Source organism: Aeromonas allosaccharophila, from assembly GCF_000819685.1.
GTDB classification, from domain to species: domain Bacteria; phylum Pseudomonadota; class Gammaproteobacteria; order Enterobacterales; family Aeromonadaceae; genus Aeromonas; species Aeromonas allosaccharophila.
In genome coordinates this window covers 22,895-43,758 of record NZ_CDBR01000025.1, presented here as the reverse complement: position 1 = coordinate 43,758, position 20,864 = coordinate 22,895, and the positions used below count along the sequence as shown (strand labels likewise).

The 20,864-nt window shown below is 57.3% G+C and carries 18 protein-coding genes and 6 tRNA genes; 21 read left to right on the top strand and 3 right to left on the bottom strand.

Going from position 1 to position 20,864, the window contains the following annotated elements; all coding sequences use genetic code 11:
- Nucleotides 1-16 precede the first annotated feature (16 nt).
- Entirely contained in the window at nt 17-1,990 is a 1,974-nt protein-coding gene (locus tag BN1115_RS05480) for a bifunctional 2',3'-cyclic-nucleotide 2'-phosphodiesterase/3'-nucleotidase (protein WP_042656380.1), read from the top strand.
- Nucleotides 1,991-2,090: 100 nt separating this feature from the next.
- Here BN1115_RS05480 and BN1115_RS05475 read toward each other — a convergent pair whose 3' ends face one another.
- Nucleotides 2,091-4,109, bottom strand: a complete 2,019-nt coding sequence (locus BN1115_RS05475) for a methyl-accepting chemotaxis protein (RefSeq protein ID WP_042656379.1) — start codon at nt 4,107-4,109, stop codon at nt 2,091-2,093.
- A 260-nt stretch (nt 4,110-4,369) separates the two neighbouring features.
- On the opposite strand from BN1115_RS05475, the gene ruvA reads away from it, so the two are divergent.
- From ruvA to BN1115_RS05380, 19 genes are all read left to right on the top strand, one after another.
- On the top strand, nt 4,370-4,984 hold the full coding sequence (gene ruvA, locus BN1115_RS05470; RefSeq protein WP_042656378.1) for a Holliday junction branch migration protein RuvA: 615 nt from the start codon (nt 4,370-4,372) through the stop codon (nt 4,982-4,984).
- An 8-nt stretch (nt 4,985-4,992) separates the two neighbouring features.
- Nucleotides 4,993-6,003: a Holliday junction branch migration DNA helicase RuvB gene (ruvB, locus tag BN1115_RS05465; RefSeq protein ID WP_042063596.1), complete on the top strand. Its 1,011-nt coding sequence runs from the start codon at nt 4,993-4,995 to the stop codon at nt 6,001-6,003.
- Nucleotides 6,004-6,937: 934 nt separating this feature from the next.
- A complete protein-coding gene (locus BN1115_RS05460; RefSeq protein WP_042656377.1) occupies nt 6,938-8,494 on the top strand; it encodes a cytochrome ubiquinol oxidase subunit I in 1,557 nt (518 codons plus the stop codon).
- A gap of 11 nt (nt 8,495-8,505) precedes the next feature.
- Entirely contained in the window at nt 8,506-9,642 is a 1,137-nt protein-coding gene (gene cydB, locus BN1115_RS05455; RefSeq protein WP_042063598.1) for a cytochrome d ubiquinol oxidase subunit II, read from the top strand.
- 14 nt (nt 9,643-9,656) lie between these two features.
- Nucleotides 9,657-9,773, top strand: a complete 117-nt coding sequence (gene cydX / locus BN1115_RS21570) for a cytochrome bd-I oxidase subunit CydX (protein ID WP_005304933.1) — start codon at nt 9,657-9,659, stop codon at nt 9,771-9,773.
- Nucleotides 9,760-10,071, top strand: coding sequence for a cyd operon YbgE family protein (locus BN1115_RS21565; RefSeq protein ID WP_167335548.1), 312 nt, complete (start codon nt 9,760-9,762; stop codon nt 10,069-10,071). Before cydX ends, BN1115_RS21565 begins: the two co-directional genes overlap by 14 nt.
- 105 nt (nt 10,072-10,176) lie before the next feature.
- On the top strand, nt 10,177-10,584 hold the full coding sequence (gene ybgC / locus BN1115_RS05440; RefSeq protein ID WP_042656375.1) for a tol-pal system-associated acyl-CoA thioesterase: 408 nt from the start codon (nt 10,177-10,179) through the stop codon (nt 10,582-10,584).
- Nucleotides 10,574-11,263 (top strand): protein TolQ, encoded by a 690-nt coding sequence (gene tolQ / locus BN1115_RS05435; RefSeq protein WP_042063600.1) that lies wholly within the window; start codon nt 10,574-10,576, stop codon nt 11,261-11,263. The genes ybgC and tolQ overlap by 11 nt, the downstream gene beginning before the upstream one ends.
- Nucleotides 11,263-11,709 (top strand): protein TolR, encoded by a 447-nt coding sequence (gene tolR / locus BN1115_RS05430; RefSeq protein WP_005335733.1) that lies wholly within the window; start codon nt 11,263-11,265, stop codon nt 11,707-11,709. Before tolQ ends, tolR begins: the two co-directional genes overlap by 1 nt.
- A 5-nt stretch (nt 11,710-11,714) precedes the next feature.
- Nucleotides 11,715-12,848, top strand: coding sequence for a cell envelope integrity protein TolA (gene tolA / locus BN1115_RS05425; RefSeq protein WP_042063601.1), 1,134 nt, complete (start codon nt 11,715-11,717; stop codon nt 12,846-12,848).
- Nucleotides 12,849-12,943: 95 nt separating this feature from the next.
- On the top strand, nt 12,944-14,269 hold the full coding sequence (tolB, locus tag BN1115_RS05420) for a Tol-Pal system beta propeller repeat protein TolB (RefSeq protein ID WP_033135654.1): 1,326 nt from the start codon (nt 12,944-12,946) through the stop codon (nt 14,267-14,269).
- 49 nt (nt 14,270-14,318) lie between these two features.
- Complete coding sequence (pal, locus tag BN1115_RS05415) at nt 14,319-14,843, top strand: peptidoglycan-associated lipoprotein Pal (RefSeq protein WP_005304908.1); 525 nt, start codon at nt 14,319-14,321, stop codon at nt 14,841-14,843.
- A 158-nt stretch (nt 14,844-15,001) separates the two neighbouring features.
- Entirely contained in the window at nt 15,002-15,805 is an 804-nt protein-coding gene (gene ybgF, locus BN1115_RS05410; protein WP_042063603.1) for a tol-pal system protein YbgF, read from the top strand.
- A gap of 174 nt (nt 15,806-15,979) precedes the next feature.
- Nucleotides 15,980-16,055 (top strand) — tRNA-Lys (locus tag BN1115_RS05405).
- Nucleotides 16,056-16,086: 31 nt separating this feature from the next.
- A tRNA-Val gene (locus BN1115_RS05400) sits at nt 16,087-16,162 on the top strand.
- A 23-nt stretch (nt 16,163-16,185) separates the two neighbouring features.
- Nucleotides 16,186-16,261: transfer RNA gene (locus BN1115_RS05395), tRNA-Lys, on the top strand.
- Nucleotides 16,262-16,278: 17 nt separating this feature from the next.
- Nucleotides 16,279-16,354 (top strand) — tRNA-Val (locus BN1115_RS05390).
- A 23-nt stretch (nt 16,355-16,377) separates the two neighbouring features.
- Nucleotides 16,378-16,453, top strand: a tRNA-Lys gene (locus BN1115_RS05385).
- Between the two features lie 17 nt (nt 16,454-16,470).
- Nucleotides 16,471-16,546 (top strand) — tRNA-Val (locus tag BN1115_RS05380).
- Nucleotides 16,547-16,923: 377 nt separating this feature from the next.
- On the opposite strand, the gene BN1115_RS05375 is transcribed toward BN1115_RS05380, so the two are convergent.
- Nucleotides 16,924-18,237, bottom strand: coding sequence for a sodium-dependent transporter (locus BN1115_RS05375; RefSeq protein ID WP_042656374.1), 1,314 nt, complete (start codon nt 18,235-18,237; stop codon nt 16,924-16,926).
- Nucleotides 18,238-18,666: 429 nt separating this feature from the next.
- Here BN1115_RS05375 and BN1115_RS05370 point away from each other — a divergent pair, with 429 nt between their 5' ends.
- Nucleotides 18,667-19,386 carry a substrate-binding periplasmic protein gene (locus tag BN1115_RS05370; protein ID WP_042656373.1) on the top strand — a complete coding sequence of 240 codons (720 nt, stop codon included), beginning with the start codon at nt 18,667-18,669 and terminating at the stop codon, nt 19,384-19,386.
- Between the two features lie 3 nt (nt 19,387-19,389).
- Here the strand turns inward: BN1115_RS05370 and BN1115_RS05365 are convergent, their stop codons facing one another.
- A complete protein-coding gene (locus tag BN1115_RS05365; protein ID WP_042656372.1) occupies nt 19,390-20,703 on the bottom strand; it encodes a sodium-dependent transporter in 1,314 nt (437 codons plus the stop codon).
- Nucleotides 20,704-20,864: the final 161 nt, after the last annotated feature.

The following is a 20,864-nucleotide window of genomic DNA, read 5'->3' as shown; positions in this document are numbered from 1 at the left end:
TCCAGTGAATAGAACCATGAAGCTGGGCGTCATTGCCTCCATCATGCTGCTGTCTGCCTGTGGCGCAGAAAAGCAGGAGCAGCCCGGTGCCGTCTCGCTGCGGCTGATCCAGACTTCCGATATCCACTCCAATGTGCTGGGCTATGACTACTACCAGAACAAGGAGGATCGCAAATTCGGTTTCTCCCGCACCGCCCTGCTGATCCGCGCCGCCCGCGCCGAGAACCCCAACAACCTGCTGCTGGACAACGGTGACCTGATCCAGGGCTCGCCGCTGGCGGACTACATTTTCGAGCAATCGGGTGCCGGCTACCTCGACAAGCAGGCCCATCCCGCCATCAAGGCACTGAATGAGCTGGGTTATGACGTGGGCAACCTCGGTAACCACGAGTTCAACTACGGCCTCGACTATCTGGGCAAGATCCTTAAAGGGGCCAACTTCCCCTACGTCAACGCCAACGTGTTTGAGGGGGATGCCTTCAAGCGTGATAGCAATGGCAAGATCGACTGGAGCGGCAACAAGTTCACTCCCTATCTGCTGCTGGAGCGTCAGGTGAAGGATGACAAGGGCCAGCCGCAGACCGTCAAGGTCGGTATTCTGGGGCTGACGCCGCCGCAGGTGCTGCAGTGGGACAAGCGTTATCTGGAAGGCAAGGTGGTGGTGGCCGACATGGTCGAAACCGCCAACCACTATGTGCCCGAACTGCGCGCCAAGGGGGCCGACGTGGTGGTGGTGGTCGCTCACTCCGGCATCAATGCCGGCAGCTACGAAGCCATGATGGAGAACGCGGCCTGGCATCTGGCCAAGGTTGAGGGGATCGATGCCCTGATGCTGGGCCATGCCCACAAGAACTTCCCCGGCGACTTCCCGGATCTGCCGTTGGTGGATAATCAGGCGGGCACCCTGAACGGGATTCCCACCGTGATGCCAGGCTTCTGGGGTAACCATCTGGGGATCATCGATCTCAAGCTGGAGCAGATGGATGGCAAGTGGCAGGTGAAGCAGAGCCAATCAGCCTTGCGCCAGATCGATTCCAGCGAAGGGAGCAAGGTAGACGAGCAGGTAGTGGCTCTGGTCAAGGCGGATCACGACGCGACCAACCAGTGGCTGGATCGCCCGCTTGGCAAGATCACCTCCTCCATCCACAGCTTCTTTGCGCTGGTGCAGGATGACCCCTCGGTGCAGCTGGTGAGCGATGCCCAGCGCCAGCATGCCGAGCAGTTGCAAAAGGATGGCCTGCTCAAGGAGTCCTATCCGATCCTCTCCGCCGCCGCCCCGTTCCGTGGTGGTCGCAACGGCATTACCGATTTCACCTATGTGACGGCGGGGGATATCTCCCTGCGCAACGTCTCCGACCTCTACATCTACCCGAACACCCTGCAGGTGGTCGAGGTGAGCGGCGCCACCGTCAAGGAGTGGCTGGAGATGAGTGCCGGTCAGTTCAACTGGGTTGACTCGGCCAAGGGCGAGGTGCAGTGGCTGGTGAACGAGAAGTTCCCCACCTACAACTTCGATGTGATCGACGGAGTGAACTACGAGGTGGATATCACCCAGCCCGCCCGTTACAACAAGGAGGGGGAGAAGGTGAGCGACGGTCAGCGGGTCAGCAACCTGACCTTCAACGGCCAGCCCATCGATCCGGCCCAGAAGTTCTATGTGGTGACCAACAACTACCGCGCCAGCGGGGGCGGCCACTTCCCGGGTGTGGATGGCAGCAATATCGTGCATGAAGATCCCTTCGAGACGCGCGAGATCGTCGCCCAATATCTGAAATCCCGTTCCGCCAGCAATCCGCAAGGATTCAGCCCGGCCGCCGACAACAACTGGCACATGAAAGCACTGCCTGCCGGGGTGGATGTTCGTCTCTATTCATCGCCCCGTGAAGAGGCCAAGGCGCTGGCAGGCAAGGATCTGGCCTATCAGTCCACTCTGCCGATGGATGACGAGAAGCATCCGGGCTACGCCATCTACCGTCTGGTTCGCCAGTAACTCGCCGATGGCCGGACGGTGTGTCCGGCCCGCAGAAAAGCAAATGCCAGTCCGTTCACGCGGACTGGCATTTTTTTACGCCGGGTTCGGCGGGTACTGGCTATACCCGGAACTGGGAGAGCAGGCGCTGTTGCAGCAGGCTGGCCTGATGGAGCGAGGAGGCGAGCTGCAGGCACTCCTGCGCCTCCTGTTCGCCGGTCCTGGCTTGCAGACTGATACCGGAGACCTTGTCGGAGGAGTGGCTCAGGGTGTGTGACAGCTGTCCGGTGGCATCGGCCACCTGTTGCACCATGTCGGCCAGCTGGTCGATGGCCCCTTCCACCTTGAACAGGATCTGCTTGGTGTTCTCGGAGTCTTGCATGCCGGACTCTACCGTCTTGAGGTTGCGCTGCATCATCAGGTAGGCGGTCTCGGTCTGCTGCTGGATGCTGCTGATCACCTGGCTGATCTCGGCGCTGGAGGTGGCGGTGCGGTTTGCCAGGGTGCGCACCTCGTCCGCCACCACCGCAAAGCCGCGCCCCATTTCGCCCGCCCGGGCAGCTTCGATGGCAGCATTGAGGGCCAGCAGGTTGGTCTGCTCCGAGATGCCGCTGATGGTGGAGATGATCTGGCCAATCTGGCTCGCCTGCTCCTTGAGGGAGTTGATGGCGATGGCGCACTCGCCCACCTCCTGCACCACCCGCTGCATGCCCGCGCTGGCCGAGGCGACGTACTGGCTGCTCTCGGTGGTCAGCTGGCGCACCTCGTTGGCATTCTGGGCCGCCATGCTGCAGTTGTCCGATATGGTGGTCGCTACCTGCACCATCTGTTCGCTGTCGTGGTGCAGGGCCTGGGCGTGTTCGGCGGTCTGGCGGCTGCTCTGGCTGATCGCTTCCACCCGGTTGACCGAGGTGTGGACGTGTTCGCTGATGTGCTGATTGTTGTCCATGGTGGAGCTGATCATCTTCTGCAATTTTTCGATGAAGCGATCCACGCTGTTGGCCAGCGAACCGATCTCGTCATCCCGTTGCAGGTTGATGCGTGCGTTGAGATCCCCCTCGCAGGCGGCGATATCCTGCATCCGTTTGTCCACTTGCAGCAGCGGCGTCACCAGCTTGCGGGTCAGCCAGAAGCCGCAGAGAGTGACCATGATCAGGCTCAGCAACAGGCCACCGAGCAGCAGGGCGCGGGTCTGGCTGATGATGCCGTTGAGCTGGGTGACCTGATCCTCGACGGTGGCATCACCGCTCGCCTCGATGGCAACCAGTTGTTGTTTCAGCTGGTCGGCACTGGCCTCATAGAGAGCCTGTTGGGCCTGTTGGGCCTGATAGCTGCCGAGCGCCTCGATCCACTGCCCCATCAATTGCTGATGTCGGGCCAGCAGGGCGCGATACTCTGCCGACAGTGTCTTGCCAGCAAATTCGCCGGTTCCCTCGATATCAAACAGCCCGGTGCCGAGCATGCTGTCGATCGCTTCGTGGTAGAAATCGGTCGCCTCTTTCAGCTCGGCCTTGATCGCCGCCGTGACCCCCTGTCTGCGCATCTTCTCCAGCGCATAGAGCTGGCGCAAAAAGCCGATGTTGGACTCCATCCCCCCGTCGGCCGCTTCCCAGCGGGTAGAGAGGCCGCTGTTCCAGCTGATGGTCTGGTCGGGGGATTGGGTCAGCGCCTCCACCGCGCCATCGCCGATCACCTCCAGCTGGGTCGAGAGACGGGCCATCAGGTCGGCGTTCTGATGCAGCGCCTGATCCGCCTCGGTATAGGCCTGATAGAGCGCCAGCAGTTTTTCTTGTTGCTGTTGATAGCCCTGTTTCTGCTGATCCATGGTGGCAAGGGCCGCGCCATCGATCAGCTGGCCCTGGCTGACCCGGGCCAGCGCATCATCGGTTGCGGCCTTGGCGGCATCGAGTTCGGCCCGATTGAGCGGCGCGCCGTTTTGCATCTTCTGGATATAGAGCTGCTGATTGCCGAGCTCTATCGAACCCTCCATGGCGCCATCGGCGGTCTGCCAGGCGGCGCCCAGCACATAGGAGAGCAGGTCGGCAAGCCGCTGGCTGCCATACCAGCCCACGATCCCCATGCCCAGCGTGCAGCCGAGCAAGATGGCAAGACCCAGATTGGCGGTGGTAACAATTTTCATGTGATGGCCTTCCTTGGTATCGACATTGGCACCATGTTCGGTTCCGAACGGGTTTAGTGTAGTGGTTTATCCCCCGGTCAGGGTCCGCTGCGGTGTTGAAACATCCCGTGCACTGGCTGCACCCGATCAAGCATGGTGGCTAATTGAATAAAAAGCCTCTCTGACGACGCGCCTGTCACGGCCCTATGCTGGATACTTATCCAGTTATTCTTTATGCTATGAGCCAATTTACGAATAGCTGCATTGGTGAGGAGAGAGCCGTGATTGGTCGCTTGAGAGGCATTGTCATTGAAAAGCAGCCCCCCGAGGTCTTGCTGGAAGTGGGCGGGGTCGGCTACGAGGTGCAGATGCCGATGAGCTGCTTCTATGATTTGCCGGAGATCGGCAAGGAGGCGGCCATCCATACTCACTTCGTGGTGCGCGAGGATGCCCAGCTGCTCTATGGTTTCAACCACAAGCAGGAGCGGGCGCTGTTCCGCGAGCTGATCAAGACCAACGGAGTCGGCCCCAAGCTGGCGCTGGCCATTCTCTCCGGCATGACCGCTACCCAGTTCGTGCTGAGTGTCGACCGCGAAGAGATCAGCTCCCTGGTCAAACTGCCGGGTGTCGGCAAGAAGACCGCCGAGCGGCTGGTGGTAGAGATGAAAGACCGGCTCAAGGGCTGGGTCAGCCACGATCTCTTCTCTCCGGCCATGGTCACCTTGCCAGCCAGTGAGCCCGAATTGCGTGCGCCGGATGTGACCGAAGAGGCGGCCAGTGCGCTGGTGGCCCTTGGTTACAAGCCGCAGCAGGCGAGCCAGATTGTCAGCAAGATCGCCAAAGAGGGGATGTCGGTGGAAGAGATCATCCGTGAATCCCTGCGTAGCTTGGTGTGAGGTAGTTGATGATTGAAGCAGACCGTCTTATCTCATCAAGCGCCGCGCGCGAGGATGAGATTATCGATCGGGCCATCCGCCCCAAGAAGCTGGCTGACTACACCGGTCAGGATACCGTCTGCGAGCAGATGGAGATCTTTATCGAAGCGGCGCGCCAGCGGGGCGAGGCGCTCGATCACCTGCTGATCTTTGGCCCGCCGGGTCTGGGCAAGACCACCCTCGCCAACATCGTCGCCAACGAGATGGGGGTCAATATCAAGACCACCTCGGGCCCGGTGCTGGAGAAAGCGGGGGATCTGGCGGCGCTGCTCACCAACCTCGAACCGAATGATGTGCTGTTCATCGACGAGATCCACCGCCTCAGTCCGGTGGTGGAGGAGGTGCTCTATCCGGCGATGGAGGATTACCAGCTCGATATCATGATCGGGGAGGGGCCTGCGGCCCGCTCCATCAAGCTGGATCTGCCTCCTTTTACCCTGATCGGCGCCACCACTCGGGCCGGTTCACTCACCAGCCCGCTGCGGGATCGCTTCGGTATCGTCCAGCGGCTGGAGTTCTACAACGTCAAGGACCTGACCGATATCGTCTCCCGCAGTGCCCGCTGTCTGGGGCTCGAGATGACGGAAGATGGTGCCATTGAGGTCGCACGTCGCTCTCGCGGCACGCCGCGGATTGCTAACCGTTTGTTAAGGCGGGTGCGCGATTTTGCCCAGGTGAAATCCGATGGCCGCATCGATGGCCCCATCGCGGCCCGCGCCATGGACATGCTGGATGTCGATAACGAAGGGTTTGACTTCATGGACCGCAAGTTATTGTTGGCTGTGATAGACAAGTTTATGGGGGGCCCGGTGGGTCTCGATAATCTGGCCGCCGCGATCGGGGAAGAGAAAGATACTATCGAAGATGTGCTGGAGCCTTATCTGATCCAGCAGGGGTATCTGCAACGTACACCCAGAGGACGGATTGCGACCACACGAGCCTACGCTCATTTCGGTCTTCAGCGACCAGATGAGAAGTAAAAACAGTCGTTTGAATATGAAACCGCCGTCAAAGGCGGTTTTTTATTATCCGGGCAAAAAAAAGCCCACGGCGGATGCGGTGGGCAAAGACAATTCAGGATGGATGTTCACAGACAGTGAGTGCGTCTGGACACAGACCGGAAAATAAACAGTTGAGCCGTCGCGAGCTCTCAGAGTCGGTTCATTTGATAGAGCTGAACAAAGGAAAGCTTGTAGTAACGGATGGTTTTAGCAACAAACTTTTTCATCTTCGATTCCAATAGACAGGTTCAAATTGATCGTCGAATACGTACCGTGAACCCAGATTAACCGGCCTGTATCCAAGGGTATGCCCTCACTGCGAGGCGCATTGTAGGAGTTCGAACCGACCCGGGCAAACAAGAAAAATTGCACTTTTAAAATTAGTTTATCTAATGTCTTGATTGATGAAATTGGTTCGCATGAGTATGCATTCTTTGCAGTTTTAAATTGAGTTTTCGAATCAGATCTCCTGACCCGGATAACATGGGAAAAGGCGCGTCATCCACGCTTTTCAAATTAAACGGGGTGGCGGGATGTTAAATTCTTAAATTGATTTAAATCAATGTTTTACGATTTGTCATGTTTTGTGATCCGGCCCGCGTCAATAATCGTGAAATAGATTAAAAATGCCTTTTAAAGCCATGTATGACGGGTCCTTTTACATTGATTTCAATCAAATAAAGGTGATATAAAAACCCGGTCATCATGGGCGAGAATAAATTCAGGCTGATTGTTTTGTAATTGTTAAACATTAGCTTTATTTGTGTTCTCGTATTGCCTTGTTGTTAATGCCAGTGGTTACTGAACGCGTTTTGTTGTGATATCCCTCAATGAGGCTCATTCGATAACCTCCAACGGAAGCTTTGTGCTTAAAACTTAAAATAGCCGTGCCAATAATCGGTGAGGAAACATCATGATTGCTGAGCATGTGGTAGACCTATCGCGGTTCCAGTTCGCTGCGACGGCCCTTTATCACTTTTTGTTTGTACCCCTGACGCTGGGAATGGCTTTTCTCCTGGCGATCATGGAATCCGTCTATGTGATGACCAACAACACCATCTACCGGGACATGACCAAATTCTGGGGTAAGTTGTTTGGTATCAACTTTGCCTTGGGGGTCACCACAGGCCTGGCCATGGAGTTCCAGTTCGGGACGAACTGGGCGTACTACTCCCATTATGTCGGCGATATCTTCGGGGCCCCGCTGGCCATCGAGGGGTTGATGGCCTTCTTCCTGGAGTCCACCTTCGTCGGTATGTTCTTCTTTGGTTGGGATCGTCTGAGCAAGCAGCAGCATCTGGTTGCCACCTGGTTGATGGCGCTGGGTACCAACCTCTCCGCCCTCTGGATCCTGGTCGCCAACGGCTGGATGCAGAACCCGGTCGGTGCCGAGTTCAACTTCGAATCCATGCGAATGGAGATGATGAGCTTCGCTGACGTGGTGCTCAACCCGGTTGCCCAGGTCAAGTTCGTCCACACTGTGGCGGCTGGCTATACCTGTGGCGCCATGTTTGTGCTGGGTATCTCCTCCTACTACCTGCTGAAGAATCGTGATGTGGCGTTTGCCCGTCGCTCCTTCGCCATTGCCGCCGCGTTCGGTATGGCTTCCATCGTGTCCGTTCTGATCCTCGGTGATGAATCCGGTTACGAGACCGGTGAAGTGCAGAAGGTGAAACTGGCCGCTATCGAAGCCGAGTGGGAAACTGAACCTGCTCCGGCCGCATTTACCCTGTTCGGTATTCCGAATCAGGAAGAGATGCGCACCGACTACGCCATCAAGATCCCCTATGCACTGGGCATTATCGCGACCCGTTCTCTGGACGGTCAGGTAACCGGTCTGAAGGATCTGAAGAGCGAGCACGAACTGCGCGTCCGCAACGGTATGACCGCTTACGATCTGCTGACCAAGCTGCAATCCGGTGACAAGTCTGACGAGACCCGCGCTCGTTTCGACGAAGTGAAGCAGGATCTGGGCTACGGTCTGCTGCTCAAGCGCTACACCAGCAACGTGACCGATGCGACTGACGATCAGATCAAGGCCGCGGTGGATGACTCCATCCCGCAGGTACTGCCGCTGTTCTTCGCCTTCCGCATCATGGTTGCCGTCGGCATGCTGATGCTGGTGCTGATCGGTATGGCCTTCTATGACAGTGCCCGTCATCAGATCGGCCAGCGCAAGTGGCTGCTCAAGGGTCTGCTGTGGGGTATCCCGCTACCATGGATCGCGATCGAAGCCGGCTGGTTTGTTGCTGAATATGGTCGCCAACCGTGGACCATTGCAGAGGTGTTGCCGACTTCCCTGTCTGCATCCAACTTGCCTGCAGCTGAAATCTGGTTCTCTCTGATCGGTATCTGCCTGTTCTATACCGTACTTCTGGTTATCGAGATGTACCTGATGTTCAAGTATGCCCGTCTTGGCCCCAGCAGCCTGAAGACTGGCAAGTATCACTTTGAACAGCTCAAGGCATAAGGAGAGCGACCATGTTTGATTACGAAACTCTGCGTGTCATCTGGTGGGCTCTGGTCGGCGTACTGCTGATCGGTTTTGCCATCACTGACGGCTTCGACATGGGGGTAGGCGCACTGCTCCCGTTCGTCGGCAAGAAAGATGTCGAGCGCCGCGTGATGCTCAACACCATGGGGCCGCACTGGGAAGGAAACCAGGTTTGGCTGGTCACTGCCGGTGGTGCCTTGTTCGCTGCCTGGCCTATGGTCTATGCCGCGACCTTCTCCGGCTTCTACATCGCCATGATCCTGACGCTGATGGCACTGTTCCTGCGTCCGGTCGGTTTCAAGTACCGCTCCCTGCGTGCTGATGCCAAATGGCGCAGCAACTGGGATTGGGCCTTGTTCGCCGGTAGCGCCGTGCCGCCCATCGTCTTTGGCGTGGCCTTTGGCAACCTGCTGCAAGGTGTTCCGTTCGAGTTTAACCAGTTCATGATGTTGACCTATCACGGCAACTTCTTTGGCCTGCTTAACCCGTTCGGCATCCTGGCTGGTCTGGTGAGCCTGTTCATGCTGCTCACCCAGGGCGCAACCTGGTTGATGATGAAGACCGATGGTGAAGTGCTGGCGCGTTCCCGCACTGCCGCCATGATCTGCTCACTGGTGACCCTGGTGCTGTTTGCTGCCGCGGGTTGGTGGGTAAGCGGTATGGAAGGGTATGTCATCGTCAAGGCCGCCGCGACTGACGCGGTATCCAACCCGATGAACAAGGAAGTTGTCCTGCAGGCTGGCGCCTGGATGAACAACTACACCCTCTATCCGTGGATGGTGGCCGCTCCTGTACTGGGTCTGGCCATGAGCCTGCTGACTGCGCTGTTTGCCCGCATGAACATCGGCTGGCTGGCGTTTACCAGCTCCTCGCTGGCGATTGCCGGGGTTATCCTCACCGCCGGTTTCTCCATGTTCCCGTTCGTGATGCCCTCAAGCCTTGAGCCGTCACTGAGCCTGACCATGTGGGATGCTACCGCTTCCTTCAACACCTTGCAGGTGATGACTGTGGCTGCAGCGATCTTCGTACCGATTGTGCTGGGTTACACCCTCTGGACTTACATCAAGATGTTTGGCCGGGTAACCAACAAGCACATCGAAGATAACCAACAATCTCTCTATTAAGAGGTGCGCTGACAATGTGGTATTTCACCTGGATCCTGGGGCTGTTGCTGGCCTGTGCATTTGGCATCATCAATGCGCTGTGGCTGGAACACACCGAGAACATGGATCGTCAGATCGATGAAAACAAGTGATCGACTCGCCAGGCTGGCCGCTCCACTGGAGCGCCAGCCGTGGCAGGGGTTGATGTTACTCGCGGCGGCCTTGTTGGCCGTCGCTATTTTACAGGCCCCCAATCTGATCGCGGCCAACACCAGCGAGCATGGCCACTGGCTTGCTCCCTGGCTGATGTGGGCCGTCTGTTGTGGCGTACTTACCGGGCTTGGCTTTCATCTGAAAAGCCTGCCCGGGCGTGTGCTGTTCAACCCCTGGCTCGCCTGGCCCAGTTTGTTGTATGGCCTCTGGCTGACACATTCATATTTCCTTTCATAAAAAACGGGGGGAGGCAGGATTTCCCTGTCTCCCCCTGCTTCTTTCCTATTCAGCCCTGCGCTATGATAGCCCCCCATCTGACTGTCGAATGGATCACAGATTGTTATGGGGGAAGTCTTTGAGTTTCCGGTGCGTGTCTACTACGAGGACACCGACGCCGGGGGCATCGTCTACAACGCCAATTATCTCAAGTTTATGGAACGCGCTCGCACCGAGTTTCTTCGTGCCAAAGGGGTCGAACAGGACGTCTGGCTGCAGGAGGGATATGCCTTCGTGGTGAGCCGAACTGAGATCGATTTCCGCTCGGCGGCCCGTTTTAATGAACTTTTAACTGTATTAACGCAAGTGATTGAAGTGAAACGCGCATCCCTGCGTTTTTCGCAGCAGATCCTGGCGGCTGATGGACGACTGATCACCCAGGCTATGGTACAGATAGCCTGTGTCAGTCATCCGCAAATGAAACCTGTAGCTATACCTGATAAAATCAAGGGAGTGCTGTTAAGTGCACGCTGAAATTTCGTTTATTGGCCTGTTTTGGCAAGCCAGCCTGTTGGTAAAACTGGTCATGATGACCCTGATGAGCATGTCTATTGTCTCGTGGGCGCTGATTATCCAGCGCTCCAAGGCGATCAAGGCGGCCAATCTCGCATCGGAACAGTTTGAAGATCGCTTCTGGTCAGGGGTCGATCTCAATCGCCTCTATCAGGAGTCCTCTTCCCGCCGCGATGATATCGAAGGCATGGAAGATATCTTCTACTCCGGCTTCAAGGAGTATGCCCGCTTGCTCAAGGCCGGTGCCCGGGGTCAGGATGCGGTGATGGACGGTACCTACCGTGCCATGCGCGTCTCCCTCTCCCGTGCGGTGGATGAACTTGAATCCAACCTGCCGGTGCTGGCGACCATCGGTTCCATCAGCCCCTATATCGGTCTGTTCGGTACCGTGTGGGGGATCATGAACGCCTTTATCGCCTTGGGTCAGGTGCAGCAAGCCACCCTGCAGATGGTGGCACCGGGTATCGCGGAAGCGCTGATCGCCACCGCCATGGGTCTGTTTGCCGCGATCCCGGCGGTTATCTTCTACAACCGCTTCTCCAACAAGGTCGAGCGGCTGGAAAACGCCTACGCCAACTTCATGGACGAGTTCACCACCATTCTGAACCGTCAGATTGCACAGCAGCAGGGTGATCAGTAATGCAAACCTATCAGCGGATCCGGCGCAAGAAGGTGGCCGAGATCAACGTGGTTCCCTATATCGACGTCATGCTGGTGCTGCTTATCATCTTTATGGCGGTCACGCCGGTGATCACGCAAGGGGTCAAGGTGGATCTGCCACAGGCTGAGTCCGAGCAGTTGCCGGAAGATGCCAAGCCGCCCTTCATCGTCAGCGTCAATACCGAAGGCGAGTATGTCATCAAGGCTGGCGAAGCCGATGATGAGCCGGTGCCAAGCGGCACGCCAGAGGCGATGCAGCAATACATCACCGAAAAAGCCATGGGCTATCTGGCGATCAACCAGAATGCCCCCGTGGTGGTCGCGGGTGACAAGGCCGTGCGCTACGAAGAGGTGATCCTGTTGATGGTGGCCCTCAAGAATGCGGGCGTGCCTCAGGTTGGCCTGATGACAGATCCGGTGAACTAACGGAGATGGATGTGAAGCGTGGTATTTCCGGTTATCTCATCGCGTCGTTTCTGCTGCACCTGATCATCGGCATCATCCTGTTTGTCGGGCTCGATTTCAGCAAACCGAAGCGACCCGAATCGAAGGGGCAGATCGTCAATGCCGTCATGCTCGATGAGAATTTCCTCAACGAACAGGCCAAGCAGATCCAGCAGCAGAAATCTCAGCCCAAGCCTCAGAAGGTAGAGAAAGAGAAGGATAAGGAAGACACGGATCTCGCCAAGCGCGAGCTGGCTCAGAAACAGGAGCAGCTTCGTATCGCCGAGACCAAGCGCAAGCAGGCCGAAGAGGCCACCCGTAAGGCTGAGGCCGAGAAGCAGAAGAAAGTGGCCGAGCAGAAGCAGGCGGAAGAGAAGGCCCAAAAAGCCGAGGAAGCCCGCAAGCTGGAAGAGCAGAAGACCAAGAAGGCCGAAGCCGAGCGTAAAGCGGCGGAAGCCGAAAGCAAGGCGCTGGCGCTGAAGAAGAAAAAGGAACAAGAGAAGAAAGAGGCCGAGGAGAAGGCCAAGGCGGCAGAAGCCAAGGCCAAGAAAGCGGAAGCTGACAAGAAAGCCAAGGCCGAAGCCGAGAAGAAAGCCAAGGCAGAGGCTGAGAAAAAAGCCAAAGCCGACGCCGAGAAGAAGGCCAAGGAAGAGGCTGACAAAAAGGCAAAAGCTGACGCAGAGAAGAAAGCCAAGGCAGAGGCCGACAAGCAGGCCAAGATCGCGGCTGAACGCAAGCGTAAAGCAGCCGAGCAGGCCAAGCTGCAAAAAGAGATGGAAGAGATGATGCAGCAGCAGCTGGCGGCTGAGGCCAATGCCCGCAGTCAGGCAGCATCGGCAGCAGCGCAGGGTGAAGTCGACAAGTATGCGGCGCTCATCAAGGCCACTGTTGAGCGGTATATGATTTTGGATCCCACCATGCGGGGCAAAACATGTACTATCGGCGTACGTCTTGCGAGCAGTGGCTTTGTTATATCGGTAGATAACGGCCAGGGTGACCCGGCGGTCTGTCGTTCCGGTAAGGCAGCTGTCCTGAAAGCCAATCAACTGCCAGTGCCGAAGGATCCTGCGGCATTCGAGATGTTGAAGGAATTTAACCTGAAGTTAGAACCGAGTATCTAAGCGTGATAAAACGAGGTTGTTTACAAGTGGTTAGCAGCGTCTCGCAGAGAAAGGAATTTAACCGCTCATTTTTATTGGAACCGAGTATTTAAGCCATGATCAGAAAAGTATTTTTTGCTTTGGTTGGCTGTTTGTTGCTGGGCCAGAGTGCCCAGGCGGCCCTGGACATCGTCATCACCGGCGGTATTGATAGCGCACGCCCTATTGCCGTCGCCCCCTTCAAGTGGGAAGGCAACGGGCAGCTGCCGCAGGACATCGCGGAAGTGGTCTCCAACGACCTGATGCGCAGCGGCAAGTTCAAGCCGCTGGCCCGCGGCCAGATGCCGCAGACCCCGAGCAGCAGCAGCGAGATCAACTTCGCGCCCTGGGCTTCCCAAGGGGTTGAAGCCGTGGTGGTGGGTTCCATTTCGGCAGTCGGTGACGGCACTTACAAGATCAACTTCGAGCTGGTCGATGTGCTAAAAGGTCAGCTGGCCAAGGCGCAAGGTGGCGAGAGCAACGGTTACATTCTGGATAGCCGTATGGCGACCATCCCGGGTGCCCAGATGCGCCAGTTTGCTCACCGCATCTCCGACATCGTCTATGAGCGTCTGACTGGCGAGCGTGGTGCCTTCCTGACCCGTCTGGCTTACGTCTCCGTGCAGCAGGGTACCCAGTTCCCGTACCAGCTGCGCATTTCTGATTACGACGGTTACAACGAGAAGACCCTGCTGCGCTCTCGCGAGCCGCTGATGTCTCCCTCCTGGTCCCCGGATGGCAGCAAGCTGGCCTACGTGAGTTTCGAGAACCAGAAATCCGAAATCTACGTGCAGGATATCTACACCCAGCAGCGCAGCCTGATCACCAGTTTCCGTGGTATCAACGGGGCGCCGGAGTGGTCTCCGGATGGTCGTCGTCTGGCTATCGTTCTCTCCAAAGATGGTTCACCAAACCTCTATGTGGTTGATGTCGCTAGCAAGCAGCTGACCAGGGTGACTACCAGCCGGGTGATCGACACCGAACCCTCCTGGCTGCCGGACGGGCAAAATTTGTTGTTCACCTCTGAACGTGGTGGCAAACCCCAGATTTATAGCGTAAATTTGGCGACTGGTATGACTCGCCGGATGACTTGGGAAGGTGAATCCAACCAGGGTGCATCCATTACTCCTGATGGCAAAATCATGGTGATGGTAACCCGTGTTCAGGGGCAATACCGTATTGCCCGTCAGGACATGGAAAACAATGCCCAGTTGGTCCTGACTCAGAGCGCACTTGACGAGTCCCCAAGTGTGGCACCCAATGGCAGCATGATCATTTATGCCACCATCTATCAGGGTCGTAAGAGTCTCGCGTTGGTGTCGACTGATGGTCGCTTCAAGGCTGTGCTTCCGACCAGTAGCGGTGAAATTCGTGCACCAGCTTGGTCGCCCTTCTTGAATTGATAAAAATCCAATTGTTTTTTGTTTTGTTATAAAGGTTTAAGGAAATAGCATGCAACTCAATAAACTGCTCAAGGGTTTGGCCATCGCACTGCCACTGTTCACCCTGGCCGCTTGTAGTTCTTCTTCTGATTCTGACGCCGCTGGCGCTGAGTCAGGTATGACCGACGGCATGGGCGGTGTACAAACCGGCGGCGCCAACGGCATGTTGTCCCCGGAAGAGCAGATGCGTCAGAAGTTCGAAGCACTGCAACGTGACAACGTGATCTACTTCCCGTTCGACGGTTACGATATCCAGGGTCAGTACGCTGATCTGCTGGATGCCCACGCCAGCTACCTGCGCGAGCGCCCGAGCGTTAAAGTCCTGATCGAAGGTCACGCCGATGAGCGCGGCACTCCGGAGTACAACATCGCCCTGGGCGAGCGTCGTGCCAAGGCTGTAGCCAAGTATCTGCAAACCCTGGGTGTGCAGGCCGAGCAGCTCTCCATCGTCAGCTATGGCGAAGAGAAGCCGCTGGACATGTCCCACACCGAGGATGCCTTTGCCAAAAACCGCCGCGCGGTTCTGGTTTACTAAGGTTTGAACCGAACGAAGTTCGTTTATATGCAAGCGGCCATTTCGATGGCCGTTTTATTTGCACTAAACGCCAAGGTTTGATCCGAATGAAATCTGTATAAGCGAGCGACGATGGCGCTGGCCGTTTTATTTGCACTAAACGCTAAGGTTTGATCCGAATGAAATCTGTGTACAAGCAAGCTGTTGTTGCGCTGGCCGTATTGGTTGCTCTGAATGCGCATGCGGCGGCTCCTGTCAGCGATCTGGGCGGTGACTCGGGTGGCGGGGTTGTCCTTAGCGGCAACAACGGCGCCATCGTGCCCACCGGTAGCCTGGAAGATCGGGTTGCCCTGCTGGAGCGCACCCTCAACGCCCGTCTGCGGCTGCAAGCTGAATTGCAGCAACAGGTCGACTCCCTGCAAGGGGAGGTCTCCGAGCTGCGTGGTCAGCTGGAGCAGCAGACCTACCAGATGGAACAGTCGCAAGAGCGCCAGCGTCAGCTCTATCAGGAGCTCGACAAGGTTGCCAGCAGCCAGCAGGCGGCTCCGGCTGCTGCGGCCCCTGCTGCTGCCGCTACACCGGCTGCCGCAGCCAATTACTCAACCAATCAGGATGAGAATCAGGCCTACGACGCCGCGGTCAACATGGTGCTCAAAGAGAAGAACTACGACAAAGCCATTCCGGCTTTCCAGGGCTTCATCAAGCAGTACCCCAATTCGGGCTATGTTCCCAATGCGCACTACTGGCTCGGCCAGTTGCTGTTCAACAAGGGTGACAGAGCCGGTGCCTCGGCCCAGTTCTCGACCGTGGCCAACAAATACAGCAAATCCCCCAAGCGTGCCGATGCGCTGCTGAAGCTGGGTATGCTGGCGCAGCTGGATGGCAAGAAGGCGGAAGCCAAAACCTTCTATGAGCAGGTGATCAAGGGCTATCCCAACACCTCGCCGGCCCAGTTGGCCAAACAGAGTCTGGCCAAGCTGTAACATTGCTGTATGTCACTGTTTTCGTAACGCTACTGTAAAAACCGCCCACATTTGTACGCACAGTGAGCAAACGGATTTAAATTACGAATTTTCTGTTGCACCGGAAATTTAAATCCGTAATATAGGCCGCCGTCAGAGCCGAAGCAGTAATGCAGTCGGAACTGGTCGTGGTGAGGGTCGTTAGCTCAGTCGGTAGAGCAGTTGACTTTTAATCAATTGGTCGCTGGTTCGAATCCAGCACGACCCACCATTTTCTCCACTCGGTGGAGACAGAATTCCCAGGTCGTTTAGCTCAGCTGGGAGAGCACCTCCCTTACAAGGAGGGGGTCACTGGTTCGATCCCAGTAACGACCACCAGTTTGTAAAAAAATGATTTAGATGGGTCGTTAGCTCAGTCGGTAGAGCAGTTGACTTTTAATCAATTGGTCGCTGGTTCGAATCCAGCACGACCCACCATCATTTCAAGAATCCCAGGTCGTTTAGCTCAGCTGGGAGAGCACCTCCCTTACAAGGAGGGGGTCACTGGTTCGATCCCAGTAACGACCACCAGTTTGTAAAAAAATGATTTAGATGGGTCGTTAGCTCAGTCGGTAGAGCAGTTGACTTTTAATCAATTGGTCGCTGGTTCGAATCCAGCACGACCCACCATCATTTCAAGAATCCCAGGTCGTTTAGCTCAGCTGGGAGAGCACCTCCCTTACAAGGAGGGGGTCACTGGTTCGATCCCAGTAACGACCACCATATTTGTAGTGAAAAGCGTAAGAAAAAGCTGAAATCTGTAGCAATGTTTCAGAGAAAAATCTCCACTCAGGTGGGGATTTTTTTTGCCCGCAATTCAGTGCTTCAACATTTTCTGTTGTTGTCGTGACGAGCCGAACTCCAGCTCTTATCGTGCCACACCGGCACACCGGCACACCGGCACACCGGCACACCGCCACATTGCCACATTGCCACATTGCCACACCGCGCCTCCTCAACTCTGCTCTGCCGAGATTGCCCGATGACCACCGATTGCACTCCTGTCCATCGTGATGCTGCTCATGTGAATGCCAGCCATAAAGCAAACCCCAGCAATAAAAAGGGCAGGCCAAGGCCTGCCCGCAAGGGTGCGCAAAGCGTTACATGATTCCGCGGATCAGGATCCCGCTGATCAGCAGCGGCGCCACCACGCGCCAGCACCAGAGCAGCGCCAGACGCAGGGCGGGTGACAGGCCCGCAGGCAATATGGCATCACCCAGTCGCCACCCCAGCAGCAGGGTCAGCACCAGACCAAACAGCGGCATCATCAGGTTGGAGGTGAGGTAGTCGAGCAGTTCGAAGATGGTTTTGCCAAACAGGGTCAGATCGCTCCATGGGCCAAACGACAGGCTCACCGGAATGCCGGAGGCCATGATCAGCAGGGTCAGCACCCGGCAGGCGCCACGACGCGACCAACCCCACTCCTCGGTGGTGAAGCGCACCAGATGCTCCAGCATGGAGATGGAGGAGGAGAGCGCGGCGACCAGCAGCAGCAGGAAGAAGACTACCCCCAGCCCCTGACCGAACGGCAGATGGCTGAACACGGCGGGCATGGTCATAAAGGTCAGCCCGGGGCCGGCAGTGGGATCGATGCCGGTAGAGGCCAGCGCCGGGAAGATCATCAAGCCCGCCAGCACCGAGATGATACTCGCCAGGGTGACGACCCAGACCCCGGAGCGCACAACTCCTTCGCTATTGGGCAGGTAGGCGCCATAGGTAGTGTGTACCCCAAGTCCGATGGAGAGGGAGAAGAAGGCCAGCCCCAGCGCATCCAGTACGCTCTGGCCGGTCAGCATGGAGAAGTCCGGCAGCAGCAGCTGGCGCACGCCCGCCATGGAGCCCGGCATGGAGAGGCCAACCCCCACCAGCAGCAACATCATGATAAACAGCGCGGGCATCATCCAGCGCAGCGCCCGCTCCACCCCCTTCTGAATGCCCCCCTGCACGAACCACCAGGTCAGGCCCGCGAAGATCAGATGGGTCAGCACCGGCCACCAGGGGTTGCTGACATAACCGTTGAACAGGGCGGTGAGGGCACTTCCCTCGCTCAGGTTGAGCTTGCCAGCCATCGCAAGGGCGGCGTAGCCCACGGTCCAGCCACCGACCACGCTGTAGAAGCTGTAGATAAAGAAGCCGCAGAGGATCCCCATATACCCCATCCAGCGCCAGTTCGGCCCCACCAGCTTGCGGAACGCGCCGAGCACCCCGCGCTGGCTATGGCTGCCGAGCAGGGTCTCCCCGACCTGCACCGCTACCCCCAGGGTGAAACTGAACAGCAGAAACACCAGCAGGAAGGCGCCACCGCCATTGGTGGCGGTCACATAGGGAAACTTCCAGATGGCACCAAGGCCAATCGCGGTGCCTGCTGCGGCCAGCACATGACCAAGACGGGAAGACCACTGAACCTGGCTCATACAACCTCCGGGTAACACGACATCGAAGCAATACTCCTGAGTAGCAATAAACGACAGACAACAAAAAGGCCGCCCGAGGCGACCTTTGCAATGAACATTCAGAAAACTGTGCGTGCAGGGTCACCTCTCTTGCGAGCTAAAAAATCGACCAAACAGCACGAGGATGGAAGACATGGGGTGACAGCCTGAAAACGAGTGAGAGAACAGCCTAAACCATGGAAAGAATAATTGACACATAAAATCAAAGATTTTTTATGTGGGCAGCTATCACCACACTTCCACTGCGTATCACTCGATAGACAAGCCTGTCGGCAGGCTGCATCTTTGCTACCCAGTGGCTATTTACTGGGCGATAATCGTCAAAGCTTCTTATGGAACTTGTGGCCACCACATGGCGCTGACGGGATAAAAAATATGACTGGATGTCGTATGAGATGGATGGTGTTGCCCTGGTTGCTGGCCTGCCTGAGTGTGTCGGCACAGTCCGGGCTCACGCTGCTCAGCCACGATTTACCCCCCTTTACCGAATATCGCGACGGCAAGCTCGACGGATTCGCCATCCGTCTGATCGATGAGGTGCAGCAGGAGCTTGGCACCCGCTATCCGGTGCGGATTTACCCGCTCAAGCGGGCGCTGGCACTGGCACGGGTCGAGCCCGGCTATGGCCTGTTCGTGGTTCAGCGACTCCCGGAGCGGGAGTCCCATTTCAAATGGGTGGGGCCACTCTTTATCAATCGGGTCTTTATCTATCAGGTACCCGGGAACCGTCACCCGCTGACCTCGCTGGCCCAACTGCGTGATCTGCCCAGAGTGGGCGTGGTATTGGGCAATGCGGATGATGTGCGGTTGACCCACGAAGGGTATACCAATCTGGTGCGCTACCAGACGGTCGCCGAGGCGATAGATCGGCTGATGTTGGGCAAGATCGATGCCTTGCCGATGGCGGAGCTGGTGATGGATGCCACCCTCGACAAGATGGGGCTATCCCGGCGCAGCGTGGCCAGCAGTGGCGTGCTGCTTCATCAGGCCGGTCTCTATATCGTCTTCTCCAAGGGGACGGATGATACCGAGATCACCCGCTGGCAGCATGCCCTGGATGCCGTCAGAGCCGCACAGGGGCGGGCCGGTGGGCCCACCCGCGAAGAGTAACCGTCACACCAGACCGCGCACCAGGATCCCGCCGATCAGCAAGGGGGCAACCCAGCGCCAGCAGTTCATCAGCAGGTGATTCCAGTGGGTCGACAGTCCGTGCGGCAATGCCTTGCGTCCCAGCTTCCAGCCCAGCAGCAACGTCACCATCAGGCCGAACAGCGGCATCATCAGGTTGGAGGTGACAAAGTCCAGCAGCTCGAAGATGGTTTTGCCAAACAGGGTGGCGTGTTGCAGCGTGCCAAACGACAGGCTGACCGGAATGCCGTTGAGCATCACCACCGCCGTGATGGCGCTGCAGGCCGTACGGCGTGACCAGCCCCAGGTTTCGCACTGGAAGCACTGCAAATGCTCCAGCAGGGAGATGGCCGAGGAGAGCGCCGCAAAGACCAGCAGGGCGAAGAAGATCACCTCAAGCACCTGACCGAATGGCAGCAGCTGAAACACCGCCGGCATGGTCATAAAGGTGAGGCCGGGTCCGGCGGCTGGGTCGATACCGGTCGAGGCCAGTACCGGGAAGATCATCAGACCCGCCAGTACCGCCACCATGCTGGCCAGCAGTACCACCCAGAGGCTGGAGCGACCGACCCCTTCGCTGGTCGGCAGATAGGCGCCGTAGGTGGTGTGAATGCCAAGACCGATGGAGAGGGAGAAGAAGGCCAGCCCCATGGCGTCGAGCACGCCGGACATCCCCAGCTTGCTGAAATCGGGCATCAGGAAGTGACGTACCCCCTCCATCGCATTGGGCAGGGTAAGGCCAAAGGCGACCAGCATCAGGATCATCAGGAACAGGGCGGGCATCATCCAGCGCAGGGTGCGTTCCACCCCTTTCTGAATGCCCCCTTGCACCACCATCCAGGTGAGGGCGGCAAACAGCAGGTGGGTGAGGATGGGCCAGACATCCCCGCTGACATAGTCATTGAAGCGGGCGGTGAGGGCGGCTGCATCACCATGATTGAGCTGGCCGGAGATGGCCATCCCGGTATAACCGAGCGTCCAGCCGCCCACCACGCTGTAGAAGCAGTAGATGAGCAGGGTAGAGATCACCCCCATTACCCCAACCCAGCGCCACTGTTTACCGAGCAGTTCGGAGAAGGCACCCACTACCCCGCGGCGGCTCATGCTGCCGAGCAGGGTCTCCCCCATCAGTACCGCCACCCCCAGCGTGAAGCTGAACAGCAGAAAGACCAGCAGGAAGGCGCCGCCGCCGTTGACGGCGGTGACGTAGGGGAATTTCCAGATTGCGCCGATACCGACTGCGGAACCCGCAGCGGCGAGGATGTAGCCGAGTCGGGATGACCATTGGGACTGCTTCATAAGAACTCCAATCGAGCGCCCCTTGTCGAGGGCAGAATGGCGCTCATGTTACGGAGGTCGCTGCGCAATCACTACGACGGTTATCAGGGATAAATGCGATTTATTGGCATGATTGGCTAATTTAATTCTGATTTTTGCCCAATCCTGCCACCAAATAAAAA